The following is a 24,618-nucleotide window of genomic DNA, read 5'->3' as shown; positions in this document are numbered from 1 at the left end:
AAACCAGTCGATGTTGCATAGTGATTTTGACTTATCAAATAGTCGCTATACATATCAAGAAGATCCAGTTTCATGTTTTGTCCTTAAAAAACTTACGGACGAAAAATATGATTATTTCAAGCAGAAATCAACTATTGCTGCGTAAGATGAGTGATTAATTTATATTTGCTATATACATACTTTAAGTTAAGGTGAGAACATTTTACGAATAGATCTGATTTTTTTTATAATCATGTGTTTTCGTTACGTTCCTGTAATTAAAAAAAAGATAAAAATATGAAAACTTGCTTTGCATTCAATACTTTGATAGAATCCCACAGTGGAAGACTTCCTAAAAAGTGCGTTTTTTAAATGGATTTTAAAAAAAATAAAAAAAGTATGATATTGTGGATAATTTTGGGGTTGTTAGCTCTTTCGGTCTTTAATTTGTATCGACAAAAAATGACTAACGCACCTCGTGTTATCGATTATTCCGATTTTATTGATCGCGTTCAAGAAGGGCGCGTTCAGGAAGTTGCACTTCAAGGGGAAGTCTTAGAGGCTTTATTCAGAACGGGTGAACGAATTCAAGTTTTTCTTCCTAAAATTGTTCAGCTACAGAATTTACCTTTAGAACTATTTAAAGATAAGGGAGTTCGGTTTCGTTTTTTACCGTTAGAAGTTTCGTTTTTTAATTTTTATACACTTCTTCAAATAGCTCTTCCGTTTTTAACTGTTGGTTTAATTTGGTTTTTGTATTATCGACAAACTCAAGGTGGTGGTGGACGCGCTATGGGATTCGGTCAATCCAAAATAAATTTTATAGATCCAGACCAACATCACATTCGTTTTTCAGACGTAGAGGGAGCAGAAGATGCAAAAGAAGATCTTCAAGAAGTCGTCGATTTTTTGAAAAATCCTGAAAAATTTGAACTTTTAGGGGGAAGAATTCCTAAAGGTGTTCTTTTAGTTGGTCCTCCAGGTACGGGAAAAACTTTATTGGCAAAGGCTGTAGCAGGAGAGGCAGGTGTTCCGTTCATTTTTATGTCGGGTTCAGACTTCGTAGAAATGTTTGTAGGTGTTGGCGCAAGCCGTGTAAGAGATTTGTTCCGTCAAGCAAGAGAACGCAAGCCCTGTATTATTTTTATTGATGAAATTGATGCGGTAGGACGTGCGCGCGGAGGGCATTCGGGAGGAGGACATGATGAAAGGGATCAGACACTTAATCAATTATTGGTAGAAATGGACGGATTCAGTGGGCAAGAAGGTATTATTTTAATTGCCGCTACGAATCGTGCAGATGTTTTAGACAAAGCGTTGGTTCGACCTGGTCGATTTGATCGACAAGTAATTGTTCCATTGCCAGATCTAAAAGGAAGAGAAGGAATTTTAAAAGTTCATACACGAAAAGTTCGCCTATCTCCAGAGGTTTCTTTATTACAGATTGCAAGAGGGACGATTGGATTTTCTGGAGCAGATCTAGCTAATTTAGTGAACGAAGCAGCATTAAGAGCAGCAAGATTGAATAAATCGTTTGTAGATAAGGAAGATTTTGAATCTGGTCGAGACAAAATTATTATGGGGCCAGAACGAAAAAATATGATCATGACAGATTTGGATCGTCGTCTTACAGCCTTTCATGAAGCTGGGCATGCGTTGATAGCCTCACTTTCTTCTCATTCTGATCCTATTCATAAAGCTACCATTGTTCCAAGAGGAGTGGCATTAGGGTTGGTTATGAGACTTCCAGAAACCGATAAAGTTTCTGTGACTAGGGCTTCTTTATTAGCAGATCTTGACATTGCATTGGCTGGTCGAGTAGCAGAAGAGATGATGTTTGGTGAAGATGGGATTACTACGGGAGCATCGAGCGATTTTAAGTTTGCTACAAACTTGGCACGCAAGATGGTAACTCATTGGGGAATGAGTAAAAAAATAGGGTATTTATTTTATGGAGAAAAAGAAGAATATTGGGGAGGGATAGCCTCTCATGTGTCTGATCAGGAAGTCAATCAAATTGATGAAGAAATTCGAAAACTGTTGAAAGAAGCTCATCAACGAACTTTTGGTCTTTTAATGCGCCATAAAGAAAAATTAATCTTATTAGCGGAAACTTTATTGAAATATGAAACGTTGTCAGGAGAAGAAATTAATGAACTTCTAGATACCGGAGAGCTTAAACGAAAAATATTAGAAGTAGAGGAATCTTCTGATACACTTGATAAGCAAGATGCTTCAACTGAGTCTTTACAGGAAGAATGTTCCGATAGCGAACAATCTGATGAAAAATCTGAAACTTCTTCTGTATCGGTGCTTGAGTCTGTCATGTTTTGTTTACGCATTATATTAAAACATGGAGGAGTTTTAGGGATTTGATCATGCGTTTTTTTATTTTTTACAGAATTTGAATAAATCATTTTTTTGACGCTCATAATTTTAAAAATAAATAAAAAAACATGAGGATTAAAAAAAACTGTGAATTTTATCAAATTTTGAGATATGGCTCTTTTTAAAAAAAATCATAGTATATGATGTAAATTTTTCGGATATTATTGTTCCAAAATCAAGTAAGACGGGAAATATATATCTTTAGAAACTAAAGATTAAATAATAAGAGGGCCAATAATCGTAACCCTCAATAAAAATAGTTTTTATTCAGGAAAACAGAAGAAGTAAAAAATGTAAGTTGTGATGAGTAAAAAGAGAAAACAAATTATATCGCTAAAGCCACACAAAATGATTATGATTTAAAAAAGATTTTGGATTGAGTATGAGTAAGAGTATTCCATCGATTTCTCGTGTTGTGTCGATCAAAAAGACAGAAAAGTTAAGTTTTTCAGAAGTTTTCCAACGTTTCAAAGTCGGTATCGCAAGCCTGATCAGGTGGTCGAAGAGGATTAAGCCCATCATGAAACGCAATAGATCTGTCACAAAGATTGACATGGAACAATACTCTGAAGACTTATCAGTATGAGTTGAGCACAGCGTTCTGGAGTTAGCCAAAAAGGTATTCTTTTTCAGCTCTGAAACGTTTGGGGGTGCCTTATAAAAAACTCTAAAGCATCCCAAAGCAAACGCCAAAAAGCGTTCTACATTTTACAAAAAGCTTAAGAGATACACGGGATAACGCTCGTCCTATTGTCTTTTGGATGAAAGTGAATGTTCTCATGACATGCAAAGAACACATGGATATGAATTGAAAAGACAGAAAGTGTTATGAGGTTCACAATTGAGAAGCTAAGAGACAAACGAATATCATCAGCGCGTTTGGGCTCGATTTTGCTCACCGTCAGCCTCTTTTAAGTTACCATCAACACGACCGATTTCAACGCTTGGATAATACAACCTTTCTCACATCTCAAAAAATGATCAGTGCATTAAAAACATGCACGCTCTTTTACCTGCCACCTATTCCCCCGATCCCAACCCCATCGAACAAAAAAGGGCTCAAGTGAAAGCTTTAAGATTGAGAGATCAGTAGAGAAGTTTTTTTAAGACCACATCTACATAATTATTAAACCTCTTTTGAAACTCATTTATACTCACTCCAAATTATAAATTCCAGTAATCAAATTGAATTTTAGGCCAAATCGTTTGAGCATGCCGATATAGTAGACGGGACAAGAAGATACTATTTTTAAGAGAAAATGACAAAAAAACAATACAGCTTAGATCTAAGGAAGAGAGTAATAGAATATATTAAGCTTGGTAACACTCAAAACACGACATCCAAGATATTTAGGTGGTGGATCAGGTGCCAAGAAGCAGGCCTCACTTAGGCAGAAAGGGAAAAATAGACCCAGAAAAGCTAAGGGTTTAGTCGAAGGCCAATGAAGATAAAAAAGAGCAGAAGATAGAAAAACTATTTAATTCTAGTATGTGTTTTGAGTATCGGCGCTTAAAGGAGCTATGCTTTAGCTATAAAAAAACCTTCACTTATGTGGGAATCAAATAAAGAAAAATGAAATAAACACCAAGAAGTTATACAATATATGTAATATGGAGTTCTTGCGTACATTGATGAAAGAGGGAAGAAGCTCACCATTTGCAAAAATAGAGGATGAGGCAAAAAAAGTGAAAAACTTGTTGGTAAAAAGAGCGGTAAATATTATAAAAGAAATCATATTGTAGCGAATTCAGTAAATAATAAATTCATTACTCCGATGATTTTTAACAGTCCTTGTAACACACAATTATTTGAAGATCGGGAAACACAGTTTTTGATAAAAGCATTAAACCTCGGACAAGTTGTAATCATAGATCATGTTTCATTTCATAAATCTCAAAGAACCAGAAAATCACTTGAATTTTTCGATTGTAGAGTTATTTTTTTATTACTTCATTTCACCTGATTTAAATCCAATCGAAAATTTTGGGCACATATGGAACGATGGATTAGGAAAAAAATTGAGTTTTTCCAGGGCTTATATCAGTCAATTAGTGCTTTTTTTATTTTATCACAATTCAACTGCTTTTACTGTAAAAATCATTGAGCTGGTTCCTTGTAACTGCCCATGGATACAAAGATGGACAGGAATTTCCTTTTGACCTATGTCTTGCCAGAGCTATAGGATCGTTTGAATCATTAATATTCCTGTCACAATTGACGCGGAAGCTAATTATGGCTAAACTTCAACAGAAGTACAAAAAACAGTCGAAAAAATAATAATAGTGAGCACTATCGATGTAAATCTTAAAAATCAAATTATCAGAACAAACATACTGTATTCTTGTGACGATCAACATGAGCATATTAAAGCCTAAAGCCGCAAAATTATTCATATAAATTTTAATATTTATCAATGCAAGAACTGATATTTTTCTGAAAATATACCTGCAATCATAGTGATACGCTTCTAGAAGAAGCCTTATTTCGAACATCTGCTATATAAAAAAGTCAGAAGCGATGCTTTCTTTACTCCTAGACTTAGAGATGAAAAATTGGCCCAGAGATTATGTGATCAATCACCAATACTACTCAATATCATGACTCAAAGTAGCTTGACACCTAAAAGCCTTGCAGAATTGGTCGTCTCTAAAATGAATTATGTCCCTATTTTTTATTTACAGATGATTGAAAGTTTCAAGTCCGAAGCCCAAAAATTCTTGGAAATGAGTACTTATATATGAACCTGATTATACGAATCAAAGACATCTTGAAAAATTCAATTAGCGTCCCACCCCACAAAGCTGCTGCATTTTTCAAAACAGGTACAGGGCATTATGCTGAAGGTGATGAATTTATAGGTGTGACCGTTCCAAATTTACGCAAAATCGCAAAGAATTTTATGATCTTAACGCTTGATGATTTAAAAATTTTACTTATGTCAAAAATCAATGAAGAACGATTACTGTCACTTATAATTTTAACCAAGCAATATCAGAATGAAGATGACCAGGGTAAAGAAAGGCTTTACCAGTTTTATATGCAAAATTTAATTCATGTAAATAATTGGAATCTTGTAGACGCTTCTGCTCACTTAATTATAGGCGCTCATCTGTGGGATAAAGACAGAAATTCATTACTTAGTTTGGCAACATCAGAAATCTTATGGGAACGCAGAATCTCTATCGTTTCAACATGGTATTTTATCCGTCAAAATGAGTTGACATGGACGTTTAAGATTGCCTTACTTTTGCTACGAGATGTCCATGATCTTATCCATAAGTCAGCTGGATGGATGCTTCGCGAAGCAGGGAAACGAGATCAAGCGCAGCTTGTAACATTTTTAGATCAGCATATGTATGCAATGCCAAGAACGATGCTAAGATATGCAATCGAGAAGTTTCCAGAAGACATACGGAAAAATTATTTGATGAAAAAAACTATCTAACGCTCATCATGAATCAAATTCGTTGTTCTTAGCTCAGATCGTCTCTCGTAATTTTTTAAATTAGCTCTTTAAGCTTCACTTCTTAAGATGGGGGGAGAAATTTAACTAAAGAATGATATTAGGGCAACCCCTCAATTAAGTTGACTTTTTTTTTGAAAAAATGCCACATTTCATCAAATTCTACTGCTTGAATGTTACCTGAAACCTCAGATTTTTGTATTTTTTCCATCTTTGCCACGACCCACCTATATATAATAGAAGGAGAATGTCCAAGAATTTTACCCATCATGTTAAAAAATGCCTTAGCTAAAGAGTATAAAATGACGCATAAGGCTTTTTTGACAACGTTTTCCTTTTTTCCCCTCTTGTCACCTTCAACAAAGGTATAACCTCATTCCTTCACTTATAGCGCTGAACCTTGCGTACTATACCGTTTTTTGCAGTTTTCGGAATTACACTTCTTGCAATGCATTGTTGATGACCTTAATACGACACTATAATCGTATTTTGATATAAAACTATCTAAACGTCAAAACTCTCAATAGTTTTTTTATTTTCTGCTCATTTTTTATTTTGATTGACCTCAACATAACCCCTTAGCTTTTCCGGGTCTATTTTACCCTTTCTGCCTAAGCGAAATTTAGCTCTAATGGACCCTGCTTCTTGATAACCTGATCATCACCTGTTTACGCTATTTCTTGGGTATGTTTTGATTGTTACCAAGCTTAATATATTCTATTACTCTCTCTTAGATCTAAATTGTATAGTTTCTTTGTCATTTTCTCTTAAAATAGCATCTTCTTGTCCCGTTTTTAAGCTAAATTGCTGTAGGTGCACAGAATCTACTATCAGGATTTAACCCAAATTTAATTTACTTTTCTACAAAAAAAATCAACCCCCATGGTTGAGCGGTCCAGTCGCAAGCAGCTTCAATGATCTTGACACTTCCTAAAATCAAAGTAATTAAAGACGCATCAGGATCTTAACTGTCTCAGCAAGTATTGGGGTAATATCAAGAACGGTAAAACGTTCATGATTAAGATTTTGCGAAATGCTATTTGTAACAAAGATAGTATCAATCGGTGCTTCAATTAACTTTTGTTTTGCTTGGAAAGATAAAACAGCATGAGAAGCAACGACTTGAACGCTTTTTGCATTATGTTGTTTAAGAAGAAAAGCAGCCTTGCATAACGTTTCTCCTGTATCTATAATGTCATCGATAATTAAACAATTTTTTTCAAAAACGTTTCCAACGATTGTGCTCATTTCGCAGAAGTTATGATTATTACGAGTCTTATTAATAATCGCAAGATCTGCTTTTAAAATTTCTGCAAGTTTTCGCGCACGCACTAAACCCCCCACATCGGGAGAGACAACAACAATTTCTTGAAAGTTTTTTAAATGTAAAGCAAAAAATTTACTAAGATCGACATTTTGCACACCTATTTTAAAAAATCCCTCCACTTGTTTAGAATGCAAATCTAACGTAATGAGATGATCAGCTCCGGCAGCTTCCAGCATTGTAGCAACCAATCTAGCAGAAATGGGGCCCCATTCATAAACAGGTCGATCTTGTCTGCTATACCCGAAATAAGGAATGATCGAAACGACCCTACGACTCCCTGCCCTTCTCACCGCATCGATTAACAACAATAGTTCTATTAAATGATCGTTTGCAGGATTACACGTTGACTGGACAATAATCACATCTTCTTCGTACAAGCAATAAGGAAGTTGAACACGAAGTTCTTGATCTGCAAATCTAGTCACAATAGCTTCTACGCATTCGATATTTAAACAAGCACTCAAACTATAAGCGATTTTTTTACAATTAGTTCCGCAAATAATTTTAGTCATTTTTATCTTTATTTATCTTATTCTTTTGACACGTTACTCTTAAAATATTGAACTCCTATAACTTCCCTTACACGCTCTATTGTTTCAAGTGCGATAGTACGCGCCTTCTTTGTTCCATACTCAAGAATACTTATAACATCATCTTTACTATATTCAAGACGTCGAGACCTAATAGGAAGTAAAAATTTATGAAGTACATCGTTCAAAATATTCTTAATAGTAGTGTCACCAAGACCTCCACGTTGATAATGAGACTTAAGCTCAGACACTTCCTGGGCATCTGGATGAAACGCATCTAAATAAGAAAACACAACATTTCCTTCAATTTTTCCAGGATCACTAATTTTTAAATGATTCGGATCTGTATACATTTGAAATATTTTTCGCTTAACTTCTTGCGCATCATCTGAAAGAAAAATAGCATTTCCCAACGATTTACTGGCCTTTCCTTTACCATCTATCCCCACTAATCGAGGAGACTTACTTAAAACGGCGTGACATTCTTTCAAAAAACTTGAACAATAAATTCGATTAAAACGACGCACAATCTCATTAGTTTGCTCAATCATAGGAACTTGATCTTCACCTACAGGAACAATCTCTGCTTGAAATATGCTGATATCCGCAGCTTGATTGACAGGGTAACAAAAAAATCCAACAGGAACAGAATCACCATATCCTTTTTGCTGTAATTCCGCTTTCACAGTAGGGTTTCTCTCAAGCCTTCCTAATGTCACAAGATTTAAATAATACATAGTTAACTCAGATATCTCTGGAATCTGAGATTGAATGAATATCGTTGAATCGTCCGGATCAATCCCAACACTTAAATAATCTTTTGCAACCTCAAATACATGCTCTGTTATTTTGAATGGATCTTCAAAATTATCAGTAAGCGCCTGAACATCAGCAATCATCACATACTGATCAAAAATTTCCTGAAACTTAACTCTGTTTTGCAAAGAACCTACATAGTGCCCTAGATGCAATTTGCCGGTCGGACGATCCCCAGTTAAAACCCTTTTTTTCATATCGTCTCCTGTAAATATTTGTACATAAAATACAAGGATCTTCCAAAAAAATACCCTGCCCCTACCCCACTTATGAAATTTTCCACATACAAATAACTAACAAAAAGTTCAGAATGCATAAATTGTAAATAACCAAAACAATATTTTACAAGAAAAAGAAAAAGCAAAATCATTAACGTCAACCAACTTCCTGGAACCTCAATAGATCCAAAGCTCTTCACAACTTTTATATTCTGTTTTTGGTGCACAAAAATACTTAACGAAGTTCCAAATAAAAAAAAGAAAAAAAATTTTACAACTCTTTCTGAAAACAGCATTTCGTGCTGAAAAGATAAAAACAAACAGGGAACCAAAAACATCCAAACCATATGCACCTGTCTAGTTTTAATACTCCTGATTCCAAAAAATAACAAAAAAATTAATATCCCCCAAACAAAAAAAGGAGTATTTTTTATCATATGAAAAACACTAACCATCATTTTTCCAAAAAACAAAATCTTGAACCTCAAGCAAATTTAAGTAACATATAAACCTTTCTTCCTTTGACAAAAAGAGTTTCAAAACAATTCATTACTTTCTCTTTTAACATTGACAAAATCCACTGAAAAGAATAGCGAAAACCAGGAGTGTAATCAACAATTTCCAAATCACTCAGCTCACCTTTTTCTTTTCTTGCCCAGCACAAAGCCTGAGAAAAATCTCCTAACTTATCTACCAGACCTAATTCTAGAGCCTCTTTTCCTGTCCACACTTGACCTTGTGATAGTTCATGAACCTTTTTTTTACTCATTCCTCTAGCTTGCGATACCAAACAAATAAACTGTTCATATCCAAAATTAATTATTTTTTCCCATCGTTTTTGTTGATCATCACTCCAGGAAGTGTACATACTCTCACTAGAACCTGCACCGGAATTCACCGAACCAAATCCAATCTCCCAAGTTTTTAAACCTTTTTCAAAAGCAAATTTTCCCGCATAAACTCCTATAGACCCAGTCAACGTCCCTGGCTGCGCCCAAATGCTTTTACCCGCGCAAGCAATCCAATATCCACCAGATGCGGCCACACTTTCCATAACAATGGTCACCATTTTTCCCGCCTGACGACAGCACAAAACTCCGTACCGCAAAGCTTCCGCTGAAGAAGAAGTTCCTCCAGGGGTATTTAATAAAACAAATACCGCGCTGATCTCTGGATTTTGAGAAATATTTATCAATTGATCGCATAATCTTTGAGTATCAAAAGCAGCACTTCCTAACTCTCCCTCAATACGCAAAACTGCAATATGATGTCGATGTTTAAATTTCGATTTCATCCATGTCCAAAAGTTCTTACTTTTTTTTAAGTACGCTTCTGCACCTAACGTAATTTCATCTTTCGTATACTTTAATTTCACTTGAGACCAACACGATGCAACTTCATCAATCCAGCCTAATTTTTTCGCTTCCTCTGCTGAACATGTTAATTGAGTCAGCCCTTTCTCCAAATCAGAAAAATTCAAACGGCAATCATTTTTAAGATCTTGCAAAATTTGCTTGCTCCAACAGGCCAAAATGCGAGTCATCATTTGATTTTCTTGAGGCGACATGTCGGAACGAGTAAACCCATCTGGACCGGACTTATACTGTCCTTGCGCAACAAAATCACTCTGAATTCCTAACGAACTTAAAAATTTTCCAAAATACAAGCGCTCTACATTCATTCCTTCCAACATCATATGCCCAGAGCGCCCCAAATAAAAACGATTTGCGCAAGATCCTAAATAATATCCAGAAATCCCAATTTCCCCCAAAGTTCCAATAGATTGCGCATAGCAAATAACTTCTTTTCCTTGGGCTTTTAATTGTTTTAAAAGCCCTCTAATCGTCTGCGCATCTGCTATACTCATATCCGAATCTAAATGCAAAACAACACAGCGAAGATTAAAATCTGACAAAGCATGCTCTAATGCTAATTTCCAAGATTTCAAAAAGCCCTCTCTCTCCCAAGGAACAGAATGATGCTCTAAAAGTAACACTCGAGCGGGAACAGAAGGCAATCCTCTCCGTAGAAAAAATACTAACAATATGAAAGTAGCAGAATACCCTACGGATATAAACAAACGATTAAGCCCCGAAAAAAATTTTCTTTGAATTTTTTTAGTTGCAGCTATTATTTTCATACATTTTTCACAATCTTTAAGACATATAACAAAAAATTCATCTATACATTTTTCTGAATATCTGGAGCATGAATCAATTTCATGCCAATTATATTATATCCGGCATCTACGTGCTGAATTTCTCCAGTAATTTTCGAAGACAAGGAACTAAACAAAAACAAAGCAACGTTTCCCACGTCCTCTGGAGTTACCCCCACACGCAAAGGCGCGTTTTGAACGGTCCAATCCAAAATATACCGAAATCCGTCTATCCCTCCCGCTGCGGCAAGCGTACGCATAGGCCCTGCAGAAATTGCATTTACACGAATACCTTGAGGTCCAAGATCTGCAGCCAGATACCGAACACTAGACTCCAAAGCAGCTTTAGCAACTCCCATCACGTTATAGTGGGGTATTACTTTTTCTGCACCGTAATAAGAAAGCGTAAGAATACTTCCTCCATCAGGCATTAAAGACGAAGCCTCTTTCGTCATCTCAATAAAAGAAAAACAAGAAATATTCATTGTACGCACAAAATTCTGCTTACTTGTATCCAAAAACTTACCCGTAAGCTCCTGCCTATCCGAATACGCCGCGCCATGCAACATAAAGTCTAATTTTCCCCAAGTTTTTCGAATGTGCTGAAACAGATCAAAAACTTGAGCCGAATCCTCAACATCACAAGGAAAAATTGAAGCAGCAGGATCTAATGTTTTCGCTAAAGGTTCCACTCTACGTTTCAAAGTATCTGTTTGATAGGTAATAATCAAATCCGCACCAGCTTCAGAAACCTTCCTCGCAACTCCCCAGGAAATAGAATCTTGATTTGCTACTCCTAAAATCAATCCTTTTTTTCCTTTTAACAACATAATTTAGAACCATTTTACCTTTTCAAAAAATGATTATACATACTTTTTACAAGACTTCAATAAGCCTTAGAAAGAATAATTTCTAAAAATTAGAATTTTGACAGACGATAATGACCTAAAACGTTTGTGTTTCTTAAGTAACATTTAAATAACCAAATAAAAAAGAACGTCAAAAATTAATTTCACAGGCCAAGAAAACTTTTCTTTCCAAAAATTTAATTCCTTAAACAGAAATCGATTAAAGCTCTTTACTTTTCAAAATATTGACACTAAAATGAAAAAGATAGTCAGATCGATGGATAGTTTTTATGAAGAGGACCTTTCAACCCAGTCGTTTAGTACGAAGCAGAAGGCACGGATTTAGGTCAAGAATGTCTACTGTCGGAGGAAGACGTGTGCTTTCTCAAAGAAGAAAAAAAGGACGGCAAAAGTTGTCTGCTTAGAGAGATCGTTATTTTATGAAGCTTCAGCGTCTTGCAAAAAAAAAATGATGCAATGTAAAAAAAAGTTTTTTGAGAATACATCTAGCTTATTTTATAATTCTGGTGTTGCTTTTCGTTGGAAATTGAATACGGATAGTGTTTTTGCCTTTGCTGTGGTCGTTTCGAAGCATGCAAGATGCTCTTCCGTTATTCGTCATAAAATAAAGCGTCGAATTCGTCATTGTTTCTTTTTGATATTTCCATATGTTACTGTTCCGATAAATGTTGTGTGTGTTATAAAAAATCAGGGCGTGATGAGCTTAAGCTTTCCTGATTTATATGCTCTTTTTGAAGAATTTGTGCGTCAAATAAGAAACATCAATGCTGAATTGTTTACTTGAGAGTTGTCAATAAGGTGGAGAAGAAGCATGGGGGAATATAAAAATGTTTTGGTTGCTTTTTGTGCGTGTGTTGCTGTGTGGGCAGGGTATGAAGTTTTTTTAAAACCTAGGTTTGAAACCTCTTCCGAAGTTTTAGTTCAAAAAGAATCTCAAAAATCTGAGGTAAAGTCATCTAATACGTGTTTTATTTCTGAAGCCCAATCGTTAAAATCTGAACACGTGGTTTTGTCTAATCATGTAGTTGAAGCTAAGATTCGTTTACAAGGTGCAGTGTTAGATAGTTTATCGTTAGTTGGGTACAAAGAAAATACGTTGGGAAGTGATCCTGTTCAGATTTTGCATCCTTATGGAACACGACATGGATATTGGGTTCGTATCGGATGGGAACCTCAAGATCAAAATGTATCTATGCCAGTGGAAGATACTTTGTGGAATGTATCCAAAACGTCTTCAGATCAGGAGGTCATTTTAGAGTGGAGCAACTCTGAGGATGTTCAATTCGAGCAAAAATTTTCTTTAGACTCCAAGTATATGCTAAAAGTAGTTCAAACGATTAAAAATAGATCTAGTCGTCCATTTTTTGTTCGATGTTCAGGAGAAATTTTTCGTCAAGGTCCCATAGAAAACGTCGATCATTGGTTGTCTTACGAAGGTCCTATCGCAGTGTGCGATCGAATTTTGAGTAATATGTCTTATTCCGATTTACAAAAATCTCCTCGAGAATTTAAAAAAGGAAACTGGGCAGGAATTTCAGATAAATACTGGTTAGTAGCATTGGTAGGAGATCCAATTTCGCGCACATCTCAGGGAAGTGCACAAAAAAATTCTAAAGAAATGTATAGTATTTCGCTGAAACGTGAGTTCGTTTCAATTTTTCCAGGAAAATCTTATACTCAAGTCCAAAATATTTTTCTTGGTCCTAAAGAAGTCAAGATTTTGGATAATTATGAGAAAAGTCACAAAATTCAGCGTTTTGATTTAGCTGTAGATTTTGGTTGGTTTTACTTCATTACAAAACCTGTTTTCTATCTCTTATCTTTTTTTAAAGAATGTTTTGGTAGCTTTGCGGCAGCGATTTTATTGTTAACTGTGTGTGTTCGAGGATTGTTTTTTCCTTTGGCTGTAAAAAGTGCTCGATCTATGGCTGCAATGCAACGACTTCAGCCAAAACTTTTGGCGTTAAAAGAAAAATTTAAAGATGATAAGATGGCTTTAAATCACGGAATTATGGAGTTGTATCGAGCTCAAAAAATTAATCCTTTTTCTAGTATTTGGCCTATGCTGTTGCAGTGTCCGTTATTTTTTGCCTTATATAAAGTTCTTTTCGTTTCTATTGAAATGCGTCATGCACCTTTTTGGGGATGGATTCAAGATTTGTCTGCTCCCGATCCGACTTCTGTTTTAACGTTGTTTGGAATCGTTCCTGTAGAATTACCTGCAGCTTTGACTATCGGTGTATGGCCTTTACTTATGGGCGTTACCATGATTCTTCAGCAAAGAACTTCTTCTGCTCAAAATGTTACTTTAGATAAATCGCAGCAGTGGATTTTGAGTTATGGACTTCCAGCATTATTTGTTTACATGATGGCGCAGTTTCCTGTAGGAATGATTATTTATTGGACTTGGAACAATACGTTAACAATAATACAGCAGTATTTAATTAGATATTTTAACTTGGTGGGTAATCATGTATAGAAAATGTGGAAGATATAGTCTATGCCGCCTGGGACGACGCAAAAATGATGTGGGAGAACAATCGCATCTCAGGGAGGAAGAAATAAATTTAGAATCCGGAGGGATTAAGTGCGTTTCAGAGCCGATGTTTTCTTTTTATGAGTCTCAAGAAGAAAAGTGTTAAACGTTCATCATCCTTCTTCTTGCCAGTTTTTATGTAGTGTATTGTCTGCAAAAGATTGGCCAAATTCTATTGGAAAAGAAGTTGCGTTTTGGGGAAAGTCTAATGTTGGCAAGTCTTCTTTGTTAAATGCCTTGATGCAAAGAAAAAATTTAGCTAAGGTTTCTAAAACTCCAGGACGCACTCAGACCATTAATTTTTATCAAATTAAAAACAAGTTAAGATACGTAGATTTACCCGGGTACGGGTATGCTTGTGTCTCGAAAAAAATACAAAACGTATGGCATCAGCACGTCCTAGATTATTTGCTAGATAGAAATAATTTATGTTTTGTTTGTATTTTAGTGGACAGTAAACGAGATATTCATCCTCAAGATCTTCAAGTGGCAGATTTTTTACAAAAATCTTTGGTCTCTGTTCAGTGGATTTACACGAAAATTGATCGAATTTCTTCTATTCAACGTCAAAACTTAGAACTGAACGTAAAAAAAGAGCATTGTCTTGAAGTTAGCGCGCTCACTGGTCAAGGAATAGTTGAGTTGAGATCGTACATAAATCATTCTATCGAGCAGAAAAACTGTGGGTAACGTTTGTGACGCGATGATGTCCGAGATTAAATTTTTACTTTTAAAAGATATGTTAGAAATTTTTTTAAAACAAAGTACATGAGGTGTTAAAATTTTTATTAGTCATCTATGTTAGTGATTATGAAAAAGGAGCAAGTAATGAATACGCCAAATTTCTTAAAAAATAGCACCGAAAAAATGTTTTTTGGAATTCCTGTCGCATTATGGATTTTGAGTCTGGGAATGTTCTTTTTGAATTGTTCTTCTGTTGTTGTTTTTACTTGTTTGCCTTTTTTATCTTTTAAAAAAAGTTCTATTGGACGTCTTGAAGGAATTGTAGAGGGATTGTCACTAATTTGTCGTGCTGCAGCAGGGTTGTTAAGTGATGTCATAAAAAGAAGAAAGCGTTTTTTGTTAATCGGATACGGAATTTGTGCGATCGCTCGATTGTTATTGGCAGCTGCAGCAAGTTTTGAGTGGATTATATTTTCTAGAGTCGTAGAAAAAATCGGAAATGGTGTTCAGGCAAGCCCCAGAGAAGCATTAATCGCCGATATTGCCCCAAAAAAATCGCTAGGTAAATTTTATGGACTAAATAAAGCATTGGGAATGACGGGCTCCACTTTGGGATCTGGGTTTTTAATTTTTTTATTTTTCTTTTACAGTAAACAAGTAACGTTTCAACAAATTTTTTTATATTCCGGTATATTAGCGTGTGTTAGTTTTGCATTATTATTATGTGGTGTTAAGGAACCAGGAGTAGCTTCCGAACCAACACCTTCTTACAAACATGTCAGTGTGCGCGAGATTTTTGCTTCTGTTTTAGCTGATTTGAACAAACTTTCTTGGAATTTTTGGAAAGTAATTTTATGTATTTTTTTTTTAAAAATGGGCTATTTTAGTGGAGCTTTTATGATGAATTTTGCTGCTTTACAAAATTCATCAGATTTTTTAGGCATTCCTTTACATCATCCAGGTCAACTAGGTGCAATGATTATGACTTTACAAAATATTTTGTGCGCCATATGTTCTTACCCTGTCGGATGGCTGTCAGATTATGGGGATAGAAGAAGAGCAGTATTGGTATGCGCAGTGTTACTTTTAAGTTCTATGATCAGCTTTGGATACTTTGGGTGTTGGCAGTGGGGAATTTTTTTAGGTGTTCTCTTTTACGGATTACAGTATAGCCTGCAAGGGGCTTTAATGGCATTTTTATCTTCTAGTATGCCTGCTAACCTACAAGGTACGGGATTTGGTGTGTTTTTTTCTGTTTCCGGAACAGCTATCTTAATTTCTAACGCCTTTATTATGGGAACCGTTTGGGAGTATTATTCTCCAAATATTGCTTTTTTTGCAGTATGCATTCCTGTCATTATCTCTGTGTTATTTTTACCTTTTATTAAAGTTTTTCCTTTTTCAGAAAAACATTCCGATGGTAAGAGCGACGCACAATAAACTTCCTAAATGATTAAAAGGTTTTTTTAAATCATGTTGACTTCAGCCCAGTACGACGCGCTTAATCCACATCATCACGTTTGGGTTCATGCTTCTGCCGGAACAGGAAAAACGTTTATTCTTATTTACCGCATATTAAGGCTTTTGTTAGAAGGTGCGCGCCCAGAACGTATCATTGCGTTAACGTTTACTCAGCATGCAGGAAAAGAAATGACCTTACGATTGCATAAATTACTAGAAGATATCATGAGATCTTCTGATACGTGCAAATCAGTATTAACGATGTGCTTAGGATTTACTCCAAACTCTGATCAAATACGTAATGCTCAAAAATTATGGTCTCAAATTTTAGATACATCTTTAAACATTCAAACCTTGCACAGTTTTTGTCAAAATTTTTTACAAACTTTTTCTTTAGAAGCTGGAATTAGAGGTGATTTTAAAATTTTAGATGAATCGCAATGCTTTAATCTTTGGAGTCAGCAGCAAGAAACAGTCTGTTCGCATACGTATTGCGGTTCTCCAGAATTAAACACAGTATTAACGCGTCTTGCAACACGCTACAGCATGCATCATATCACGCTTCATCTTTGGTCGTTATGGCACAGATCAAAAGAAGTTATTTATCCCACAAAACACTTTAAACTCTGCCAGGTATCTCCTCCTAATTTATTTTGTCCTGAAATCATGGAACAATTAAAAAAATTTTTAGACAGCACGCAGCTAAAAAATTTAGAATATGCTTGGAATCACCCCAAGTATCAGGCATTTTTTTTTACTCAAAAAGGAACTCCTCGAAAAAAATTACTCCCAGCCAAAGCTCCAGAATCTTTGAAACGCTGGATAGAGCAAGCACAAGAAGATTTAAAACATACATTGCGTCAACAAAACTATATGGACGCTTGGCAAGATACCGAAGATTTTTGTTATCTTTTTTCTGAAATTTACAATCAGTATCATCAATACAAAGTAAAACTTGGTTTTTTAGATTTTTCAGACCTTATTTATAAAACTATTAAGTTACTTGAAGATCCTCATCATATGGGATGGATTTATAGTCAACTAGATCGAAAAATTCATCACTTATTGATAGACGAAGCACAAGATACGAGTCCGTCTCAATGGAAAGTGTTAGAGCTTTTAAGTGAGGTTTGGAATGGACATCCTCATAAAACATTATTCGTTGTAGGTGACCCTAAACAATCTATTTATGGATTTCAAGGAGCAGATCTGGAACAATTTTTTCGAGCAAAAGAGGTATTCAAATTGTCTGCAGAGCATCATAAAATACCTTTTCATACAATACATTTAACCCACTCTTTTCGTACCTATGGCCACATTTTAAACGTTATTAATTGCATTTTTCAAAACGATCCAAGCATGGATTTTAAGATTCATACCCCCCTGCCCCATCAACAGGAAGGGCTCGTAGAACTTTGGCCTATGCTTGACTCTGGATTAAACAAATCTTCTGGAACAGTTCTTGCAGAACTTTGGGTGAAGCGTATTCGTCACTGGATTTCACAAGGCATTATACTACAGTGTACTGGAAGAGCAGTGCAAGCAGAAGATATTTTGATTTTAATTTCTAAACGATGTAGTTTGTACGAAGCGTTTTCCAAAACACTCAATTTGGGGGGATTTTTTGTTCGAGAATCAAGTACAATCACGCTAAAAGATACACTTTTAGCACAAGATATTTTGGCATTAATTCAATGGTTTTTAGCCCCTCATGATAATTGGAGCTTAGTTCAAGTACTTAAAAGTCCGTTTTTTCGTGTAAATGAAGAAGAAATTTTTTCTGTATTTGCATATAGAAGTACTGCGCTTAAAACATTTTGGGATTGCTTATCATCTTTGAAAAAAAAACCATGGAGCACTTACGTTGAAATTTTATGGCAATGGAAGAAAATGTTTTTTGAAAGTACACCTTTTCAATTCGTGCAATGGTGGGTATATACACCTTGGATTCAAGAAAGGTACACATCTTGGCCAAACGCAATACAAATATTAGATAAAATACTGGCATCATTATTTGAGTTTTGTCAAGAACAAGGAAAAGGGTGGATGGAATGGATTGAGCTTTTTTCTACGGATTTTTTTACTTTTAAACAAAAGACGGAAAAAGGCATAGGATTATTAACGATTCACAGTGCCAAAGGACTCCAATCTCCCATAGTGATTATTCCGGACGTTTCTATGGAAGCTCGCAGCAAAGATAGTTTTATGTACACACAGGACGGACCTTGGAAATTAGGGGTTTTACAAGAAGACGAAGATCCGTGGTATAAGCTTTACACTGAAAAACAAGCACAAGAGGCTAGAAGGATTTTATATGTAGCTATGACTCGAGCTCAAGAAAGATTGTATTGCTCAAGTTTAAAAAAATCTGCCCCCTACCTGGATATTTATAAAGCTCTATCAACATTAGGAGTGAGCGTTCCTTGGGATTTAGATCACTCTGTTTGTGAATCTGTATTGAGATATGGAGCATAAGTTTGAGTATTGCATCTTTTATGAATATTTTTAAAATTTAGTTTGAATCTCTTGTATACACATTTTACGAATAAAAATAAATTTTTACCAACATGTTTTTTGCGTGTTACGGTGGAAGTCTAAAAATAATTTTTTAAAAAAAATGTGGTTCTACGTAAAGCATTGTAGAGAACTTCATGTTTCATGGGACATATTAAATAAAGTGGAAGTTTACGAAGACTATGGCGTTTAGAATGAAAATGGGATTTGAAAGAATACGGTAATAGCCTCGTAAAGTGTATCAAACTGGTTAATTTGATTCTTAACCCATCTCTTCATATTAGCCAAAAATTTCTCTATTGGATTCAAATCGAGTGCGTACGTCGGTAAAAAAATGAGTTGACAACTTACAGATTCGATCAACTTTTTCGTTTTTTGTGATCTATGAAATGCAGCATTATCCAATTTGCCCAGGTTCTAATTCCTTAATCAATAACTAAGATAGCTTCAAATAATTTTGTATGACGAGAATCATTAAATATCATATTTGTTCGCTGATAATATTTAACGCTCTTTTTGACAGCAAGCTTTTTTCTTTTTCTGCCCCATCCTTGTGTCTGCACAAATGGTTATCTCAACACCGCTTTCATCAATATATACAAGACTTTTTGACGGTATGCCTTTTATACTTTCTTTATATCGCTCTCGTTTTTCTTGGATTACTTTCAGGTGTTTAGTCTCAGAGAATTCTGGTGTATTTTATGAAGACCACACTGCATGAAGAAAAATCTTATTGGACAATTATTACATGCAAATTCAAAACAACAGGAGGGGGGCTATAGAGAGATCCGTAATAGTCAAGAGAGCATAGCAAAAGTAGCTGTAAGGTTTAATATTAATCCAAAAACGATCATACAATGGAGAAAGAGGGAAGATAATCTTCCGATGGGGGCCTAAGAAGATCAAATCTAGCGTGCAAGGTTGATGAAGAAGCAATTGTCATCTTTCGTAAGATGACGGAGTTACCTTTAGATGATGTGTTATATAGCCTGCAAGAAACATTTCCTAATCTTAGCAGATCCAGTCTTCATAGATGTTTACAGCGCCATGGTTGTTCTGTTTTACCTAAAAAACAAGGTGTAATTTCTTGCTGATAAAAAGAAATTTAGAGAGTTTTCACCTAAAGATAGATAGAAATGTATTTTGGGTGTCGTAAGCGCACACCAAAGCTTGATTGATCCGTACACCATACATTCTCTTCTTGGAAACGACTTTAGTAGGTATCGTCATGCGTCCTGGGTGATGTCTTGTATTACTATGATCTTGCTCTATGCATACAGTGCCTGATTTTCAAATACTATGGCGGTTTTTTGGTAGAGACTTTAGAGAAAGCATCCCAGTCATCAGTATAAAATAGTGCAATTTTTCAGATGTTTGACTTTTTCGTAAAGTCGTTTGAATGTTGCAGCATCACGATTTCCTGTAAAGTTCTCCGTGTGCTACGATCAACAGCTTTGATAATCCAGAGTTTTTGACTTTTTTTGGAAAAAATGCCACATTTCATCAAATTCCATTGCTTGAATATTACCTGCAACCTCAGATTTTTGTATTTTTTTCATCTCTGCCACCACCCCCCTGTATATACTAGAAGGAGAATGATGCCTTAGCTAAAGAGTATAAAATGACGCCTTAGCTAAAGAGTATAAAATGACGCATAAGGCTTTTTTGATAGCCGTTTCCCTTTTGCCCCTCTTGTCACCTTCAACAAAGGTATAACTTCATTCCTTACACTTATAACTCTGAATCTTGCGTACTATACCGTTTTTTATGCAATTTTCGGAATTACACTTTTTGCAATGCAATGCTGATGACCTTAACACGACACTATAGTCGTATTTTGACATAAAACTATCTAAACGTCAAAATTTTCAAAATTTAAGCAATATCCTATTGGTTATTTTCATATAGATATAAAAAACGTGAGAACAGCTGAAGGTAAGGTGTATTTGTACGTTGCAATGGGATAGGACATCTAAGTTTGCCTATACAGAGCTTCATACAAACCAAACTAAGATGATTGCTGATGAGTTCTTACGTCACCTTACAAATGCTGCACCCTATAGAATACATAAAGTCCTCACCGATAATGGCAGTCAATTTACTCATAATCATCATAAACATGCATTTACGCATATATTTTCAGCGTGTCTTTAATGAAAATAACAGTGAGTATCAAAAGACCAATGGACAGATAGAACGGATGAATAGAGCTTTAAAAGAAACAACTGTGAATAATTTTTATTATTCATCTCATGGATCAGCTCAAACAGTATCTGCATGCTGATCTCATGGCTTATAATTTTGCCAAAAGACTGAAAGCTATTAAAGGAAAAACGCCTTGGCAACTTATTTTAAACCAGTGGATAAATTGATACGCAATACTTTACAATTGATTCTAACCACTTTTTATTGGGACTAAACATCTAATCAACAACACGCAAGACTCGGAAACGCTGATTTTGCAGCGGTTACCAACGTATCAAAATTTTTTCTTGAATAGTCGTCAATAGGATTTACGGGAGAAATAGGATCCCCCCCCGGAGTTGGGGTAACAGCTGGAGTAACAGCTGGAGTAACAGCTGGGGTAACACTAGGTTTAACAGGCCTTTTTGTATTTATAGCATAAACACTTCCAAATAAAACAGAAAATATAAAAAAAATCGTAAAAAATTTTTTATTCATTATCTATATCACGATTTGAGTTTCTAATAATCATAATAATAAAATTTTATTAATTTATTATGTATTATGTTGAAAAAAATATACAAAAAGCGCTTTAAATTTTTCTAATCACCCAGTTAAACTGTTCCTTGCTTCCTGTTTGAATTTCACAAAAAAAATATTTCTCTTACAAAATAAAAAATTATACCAAAAAAGAAAAGATTAAATTTCTTATCTGAATGAATACTTATTCATTTAAACAAAAATTTTATTTAAAATAAAAATTTGGCTTAAAATCAGTTTCAAAAATCTAAAAAAAATAAAAATACCTCTCTCCCTTTTTGTATTTTTAAACTTAAATACATGTTTTATTATGAACAATTTTTCTCCGATAATACCATCCAACACAAAACACCATTATCATTCCCACAATTCCACACAAGGGAATAATACTTAATGCATAGGTATAAGTAAGTTTTAGAGAAATTTTATTATTGAGATGATCTACAAAAAATCCAATAATCGGGTGAAAAAAGGCTCCTCCAAGCATATTCAAAGTATTCAAGAATGCAAGTCCCGCACCTATTTTGTGAGCAGGACACCAATCCCTTGCTGCAACAAAAATTAAAATTTGGTAACAACATCCTATCCCTAAAATCACAAATAAGAGCGGAAGGCTCCAAAGAGGGACGGAAGAAAACAACAGAAGCAAAAATGCACCGCTCATACTTATACCGCATGCGACAATCACTGCATAATTTCCAAAATATTTAGCCAAAAAAGCAACAATTGGACTGCCTATCATCATTCCCTTAAAAATCCAAGATGCGATTCCGGCAGAATGAGAGGCAGAAAGCCCGTAGTTTTGTACTAAAAATGGCCCAGCCCAAACATCAGCAAATCCTTCTAACACCCCCACCATTAAAAGATTCGCAATACCTAAAAAAATAAGTATCGGATTCTTGAAAATATCGCAAAAACCACCGGAAGCCTCTACAGAATGATGTTTTGCAGAAGAGGGGAGCCACAAAGCAGAAAATGAGATCAAGCATCCTACCCCAACGATCCCAAAAGCTACAAATTGCCACGGATAAAGATCTAGTAGGCTACGTACTGGTTGTCCACCATAAATTGCTCCAAGCAACCCAAACGCAACGGACACTCCCATCACTTGACCGTAACGTTCTTTTGGAAACCACAAAGAAATTGCTTCCGCCGCACACAAAAATCCTGCTGCAGATCCACTTCCTATAAAAAATTGCGCTATCATCGCTAAATATACATGATGTGTATACGTCAGAATACTAAGCCCAATAGAGCAAAGCAGAGCACAAAAGCACAAAACTACACGCATCTCTAAACGTCCGCAAAGAAACGCGATAGGTAACTGCATCCCCGCGTAGCCATAATAGTACATTGAAGCCAGCATTCCAAATTCTGTAGCATTTACAGAAAATTGTTTCATCATGGTTTCCATCATCAATCCAGGCCAACGCCTTAATATAAATTGATACCCGAAAAATAGAAGAGGAATGAAAAGTTTTAAGCAAGCTTTTATCCAATTAAAGTGTTTTACAGTTTCCATATTACCAAAGATATACTTTTGTTTTTTCATTATAGTTGGAATGTATCATATAAATTCTAATTTTAGAAGGAGGTTCAAATTTCATTTTTTAAAAATAAAAGCAAAAATTAATTTCTAAAATTTTAAAAAATTAAATTAGGACCTGTCCTCAATTAAGTTGACTTTTTTCGATATTTTTTAAGAATTTAAATAAAAATTCAAAGAAAATATGAGTTATAGCAAAAACAGTTGGATTACAATGCAAGATATAGTATGTTTTGTCTAAATTTTGTCTAAAAAGATAGATAGGAATCGTGAAAAAACAACTTACATGATTGCATAATGCCTTGAGATGTGAAATTATGGCGGTATGGATAATATTGAAAAAGAACGCTATATTACCCCAATACAAACAAAATATTTAGCAATAGAATTTCTGTCTAAATGAGAGAGGGGCGCAGGCTATGGGCTGCTACAGAAGCTAGGTCTTATGGTTATGGAGGTATTGTGAGTAAAGCAACGCAAATGTCTAACAAACAATTGATAAGGGCTTGAAAGAATTAGACAGCGTAAATAGTATAGATCAAACTAGAGTCAGAGCAGCTGGTGATGGAAGAAAGTCAGTCAAAATAAACATTCCGATATCTTAAAAACATTAGAAGATCTTGTTGATCCAATTGCTCGAAGTGCCCCCGAATCGCCACTAAAATGGATCAGCAAAAGTGTTAGAAAACTTGAGGAGGCGATGCTTAACGCAGAATATTTTATTAGTTACCGTAGCACGTTACTTCATGAGCTTGGTTATAAGTTTGCAATCGAATCGAAAAATTAAAAAGGGATCATCGCACATGGACAAAGACGCTCAGTTTCATTATATAAACGAGGCAGTTAAAGAAGCAATAAACAACAATCAGCCCTCAATTTCAGCAGATGCCAAAAATAAAGAAAATATTGGTGAATTTAAAGATAATGGTCAAGAACATGTGCAAAAAGGAAAGCCAATCGAGGTTGAAACATACGACTTTTCGAAATAAAGAATTGGGTAAAGTAAGGCCTTACGGTATATATGATAGGCTGAGTTTCTATTGGTATAAGCCGTGATACAGCTGAGTTTGCAGTCAATCTATTCGTGCATGGTGGCATATTATGGGCAAACAATTATATAAAAATGCAATTGAGTTAGTTGTAACGGACATAGGGTTAGATTGACATAGGGTTAGATTGTGAAAGCATGAATTACAAAGATTTGCAATGAATCAAGGCTTTACATTAAAGTCAGACACTTTCCTCCTGGTACTAGCAAGTGGAAAAAACAGAGCATAAGTTTAAAATGTTTATTTAAATCATGATGAATAAAGTTCATGTTTGCCTTTGAACCAAACCAACTATCTGCAAGGATATGCTGGAACAGGACGTTATTATCCACGGCAAGTTGCACCAAGTTTCTAA

At 35.2% G+C, this 24,618-nt stretch carries 24 protein-coding genes and 2 pseudogenes; 14 read left to right on the top strand and 12 right to left on the bottom strand.

The window, feature by feature from the left end; genetic code table 11:
• Window positions 1–351: 351 nt before the first annotated feature.
• The 4 genes from ftsH (at window position 352) to P618_RS00300 (ending at window position 5,813) form a co-directional block, all read left to right on the top strand.
• Entirely contained in the window at window positions 352–2,355 is a 2,004-nt protein-coding gene (gene ftsH, locus P618_RS00315) for an ATP-dependent zinc metalloprotease FtsH (RefSeq protein WP_021827968.1), read from the top strand.
• Window positions 2,356–3,626: 1,271 nt separating this feature from the next.
• The gene (locus tag P618_RS08960; protein ID WP_156918920.1) at window positions 3,627–3,758 is read left to right on the top strand and encodes an IS630 transposase-related protein; all 132 of its coding nucleotides are present in this window, start codon (window positions 3,627–3,629) and stop codon (window positions 3,756–3,758) included.
• A gap of 484 nt (window positions 3,759–4,242) precedes the next feature.
• Window positions 4,243–4,527 (top strand): hypothetical protein, encoded by a 285-nt coding sequence (locus P618_RS08115; protein WP_021827964.1) that lies wholly within the window; start codon window positions 4,243–4,245, stop codon window positions 4,525–4,527.
• 578 nt (window positions 4,528–5,105) lie between these two features.
• On the top strand, window positions 5,106–5,813 hold the full coding sequence (locus tag P618_RS00300; protein WP_021827963.1) for a DNA alkylation repair protein: 708 nt from the start codon (window positions 5,106–5,108) through the stop codon (window positions 5,811–5,813).
• 118 nt (window positions 5,814–5,931) lie between these two features.
• Here P618_RS00300 and P618_RS08110 read toward each other — a convergent pair whose 3' ends face one another.
• The 6 genes from P618_RS08110 to P618_RS00275 form a co-directional block, all read right to left on the bottom strand.
• On the bottom strand, window positions 5,932–6,102 hold the full coding sequence (locus P618_RS08110) for a hypothetical protein (RefSeq protein ID WP_024160971.1): 171 nt from the start codon (window positions 6,100–6,102) through the stop codon (window positions 5,932–5,934).
• A gap of 674 nt (window positions 6,103–6,776) precedes the next feature.
• Entirely contained in the window at window positions 6,777–7,670 is an 894-nt protein-coding gene (locus P618_RS00295) for a ribose-phosphate diphosphokinase (protein WP_021827961.1), read from the bottom strand.
• A gap of 17 nt (window positions 7,671–7,687) precedes the next feature.
• Window positions 7,688–8,701, bottom strand: coding sequence for a tryptophan--tRNA ligase (trpS, locus tag P618_RS00290; protein WP_021827960.1), 1,014 nt, complete (start codon window positions 8,699–8,701; stop codon window positions 7,688–7,690).
• Window positions 8,698–9,180 carry a hypothetical protein gene (locus tag P618_RS00285; protein WP_162147034.1) on the bottom strand — a complete coding sequence of 161 codons (483 nt, stop codon included), beginning with the start codon at window positions 9,178–9,180 and terminating at the stop codon, window positions 8,698–8,700. Before P618_RS00285 ends, trpS begins: the two co-directional genes overlap by 4 nt.
• A 26-nt stretch (window positions 9,181–9,206) precedes the next feature.
• Window positions 9,207–10,862: a S49 family peptidase gene (locus P618_RS00280; protein WP_021827958.1), complete on the bottom strand. Its 1,656-nt coding sequence runs from the start codon at window positions 10,860–10,862 to the stop codon at window positions 9,207–9,209.
• Window positions 10,863–10,903: 41 nt separating this feature from the next.
• Window positions 10,904–11,710 carry an enoyl-ACP reductase FabI gene (locus P618_RS00275; protein WP_021827957.1) on the bottom strand — a complete coding sequence of 269 codons (807 nt, stop codon included), beginning with the start codon at window positions 11,708–11,710 and terminating at the stop codon, window positions 10,904–10,906.
• A 308-nt stretch (window positions 11,711–12,018) separates the two neighbouring features.
• Here P618_RS00275 and rpmH point away from each other — a divergent pair, with 308 nt between their 5' ends.
• The 7 genes from rpmH (at window position 12,019) to P618_RS00250 (ending at window position 18,905) form a co-directional block, all read left to right on the top strand.
• On the top strand, window positions 12,019–12,153 hold the full coding sequence (rpmH, locus tag P618_RS06285) for a 50S ribosomal protein L34 (RefSeq protein ID WP_075260854.1): 135 nt from the start codon (window positions 12,019–12,021) through the stop codon (window positions 12,151–12,153).
• 47 nt (window positions 12,154–12,200) lie between these two features.
• Window positions 12,201–12,533, top strand: coding sequence for a ribonuclease P protein component (locus P618_RS00270; protein ID WP_021827956.1), 333 nt, complete (start codon window positions 12,201–12,203; stop codon window positions 12,531–12,533).
• Window positions 12,534–12,560: 27 nt separating this feature from the next.
• Window positions 12,561–14,228 (top strand): membrane protein insertase YidC, encoded by a 1,668-nt coding sequence (yidC, locus tag P618_RS00265; RefSeq protein ID WP_021827955.1) that lies wholly within the window; start codon window positions 12,561–12,563, stop codon window positions 14,226–14,228.
• Complete coding sequence (locus P618_RS07540) at window positions 14,221–14,391, top strand: hypothetical protein (protein WP_024160968.1); 171 nt, start codon at window positions 14,221–14,223, stop codon at window positions 14,389–14,391. Before yidC ends, P618_RS07540 begins: the two co-directional genes overlap by 8 nt.
• Window positions 14,385–14,975, top strand: a complete 591-nt coding sequence (yihA, locus tag P618_RS00260) for a ribosome biogenesis GTP-binding protein YihA/YsxC (RefSeq protein ID WP_021827953.1) — start codon at window positions 14,385–14,387, stop codon at window positions 14,973–14,975. Before P618_RS07540 ends, yihA begins: the two co-directional genes overlap by 7 nt.
• A gap of 138 nt (window positions 14,976–15,113) precedes the next feature.
• Complete coding sequence (locus P618_RS00255) at window positions 15,114–16,409, top strand: MFS transporter (RefSeq protein ID WP_024160967.1); 1,296 nt, start codon at window positions 15,114–15,116, stop codon at window positions 16,407–16,409.
• Between the two features lie 33 nt (window positions 16,410–16,442).
• Window positions 16,443–18,905: a UvrD-helicase domain-containing protein gene (locus P618_RS00250; RefSeq protein WP_021827949.1), complete on the top strand. Its 2,463-nt coding sequence runs from the start codon at window positions 16,443–16,445 to the stop codon at window positions 18,903–18,905.
• Between the two features lie 228 nt (window positions 18,906–19,133).
• Here the strand turns inward: P618_RS00250 and P618_RS08740 are convergent, their stop codons facing one another.
• The 3 genes from P618_RS08740 to P618_RS08955 all read right to left on the bottom strand — a co-directional run bounded on the left by P618_RS08740 (window position 19,134) and on the right by P618_RS08955 (window position 20,788).
• Window positions 19,134–19,349 carry a transposase gene (locus P618_RS08740; protein ID WP_021827947.1) on the bottom strand — a complete coding sequence of 72 codons (216 nt, stop codon included), beginning with the start codon at window positions 19,347–19,349 and terminating at the stop codon, window positions 19,134–19,136.
• A 961-nt stretch (window positions 19,350–20,310) separates the two neighbouring features.
• Window positions 20,311–20,448 (bottom strand): hypothetical protein, encoded by a 138-nt coding sequence (locus P618_RS07535; protein ID WP_156918918.1) that lies wholly within the window; start codon window positions 20,446–20,448, stop codon window positions 20,311–20,313.
• A gap of 214 nt (window positions 20,449–20,662) precedes the next feature.
• On the bottom strand, window positions 20,663–20,788 hold the full coding sequence (locus P618_RS08955) for a transposase-like zinc-binding domain-containing protein (protein ID WP_420805304.1): 126 nt from the start codon (window positions 20,786–20,788) through the stop codon (window positions 20,663–20,665).
• A 27-nt stretch (window positions 20,789–20,815) separates the two neighbouring features.
• Between P618_RS08955 and P618_RS08495 the strand changes: the two are divergent.
• A pseudogene (locus P618_RS08495) lies at window positions 20,816–21,316 on the top strand (DDE-type integrase/transposase/recombinase); the annotation flags it as partial.
• A gap of 55 nt (window positions 21,317–21,371) precedes the next feature.
• Here the strand turns inward: P618_RS08495 and P618_RS00230 are convergent.
• Window positions 21,372–21,626, bottom strand: a complete 255-nt coding sequence (locus tag P618_RS00230; RefSeq protein WP_021827941.1) for a hypothetical protein — start codon at window positions 21,624–21,626, stop codon at window positions 21,372–21,374.
• A gap of 334 nt (window positions 21,627–21,960) precedes the next feature.
• Complete coding sequence (locus P618_RS00225; protein ID WP_052564133.1) at window positions 21,961–23,190, bottom strand: MFS transporter; 1,230 nt, start codon at window positions 23,188–23,190, stop codon at window positions 21,961–21,963.
• Window positions 23,191–23,812: 622 nt separating this feature from the next.
• On the opposite strand from P618_RS00225, the gene P618_RS08950 reads away from it, so the two are divergent.
• Entirely contained in the window at window positions 23,813–24,001 is a 189-nt protein-coding gene (locus P618_RS08950) for an ISAzo13-like element transposase-related protein (RefSeq protein WP_156918922.1), read from the top strand.
• Complete coding sequence (locus tag P618_RS08490) at window positions 23,961–24,203, top strand: ISAzo13-like element transposase-related protein (protein ID WP_075260853.1); 243 nt, start codon at window positions 23,961–23,963, stop codon at window positions 24,201–24,203. The genes P618_RS08950 and P618_RS08490 overlap by 41 nt, the downstream gene beginning before the upstream one ends.
• A gap of 293 nt (window positions 24,204–24,496) precedes the next feature.
• Here P618_RS08490 and P618_RS08485 read toward each other — a convergent pair.
• Window positions 24,497–24,618: pseudogene (locus P618_RS08485) on the bottom strand (IS701 family transposase); the annotation flags it as partial.

The sequence above is a fragment of the Holospora obtusa F1 genome (genome assembly GCF_000469665.2).
Taxonomy (GTDB): domain Bacteria; phylum Pseudomonadota; class Alphaproteobacteria; order Holosporales; family Holosporaceae; genus Holospora; species Holospora obtusa.
The sequence above is the reverse complement of the archived record's forward strand: the minus strand, read 5'-3'. Positions and strand labels throughout refer to the sequence as shown.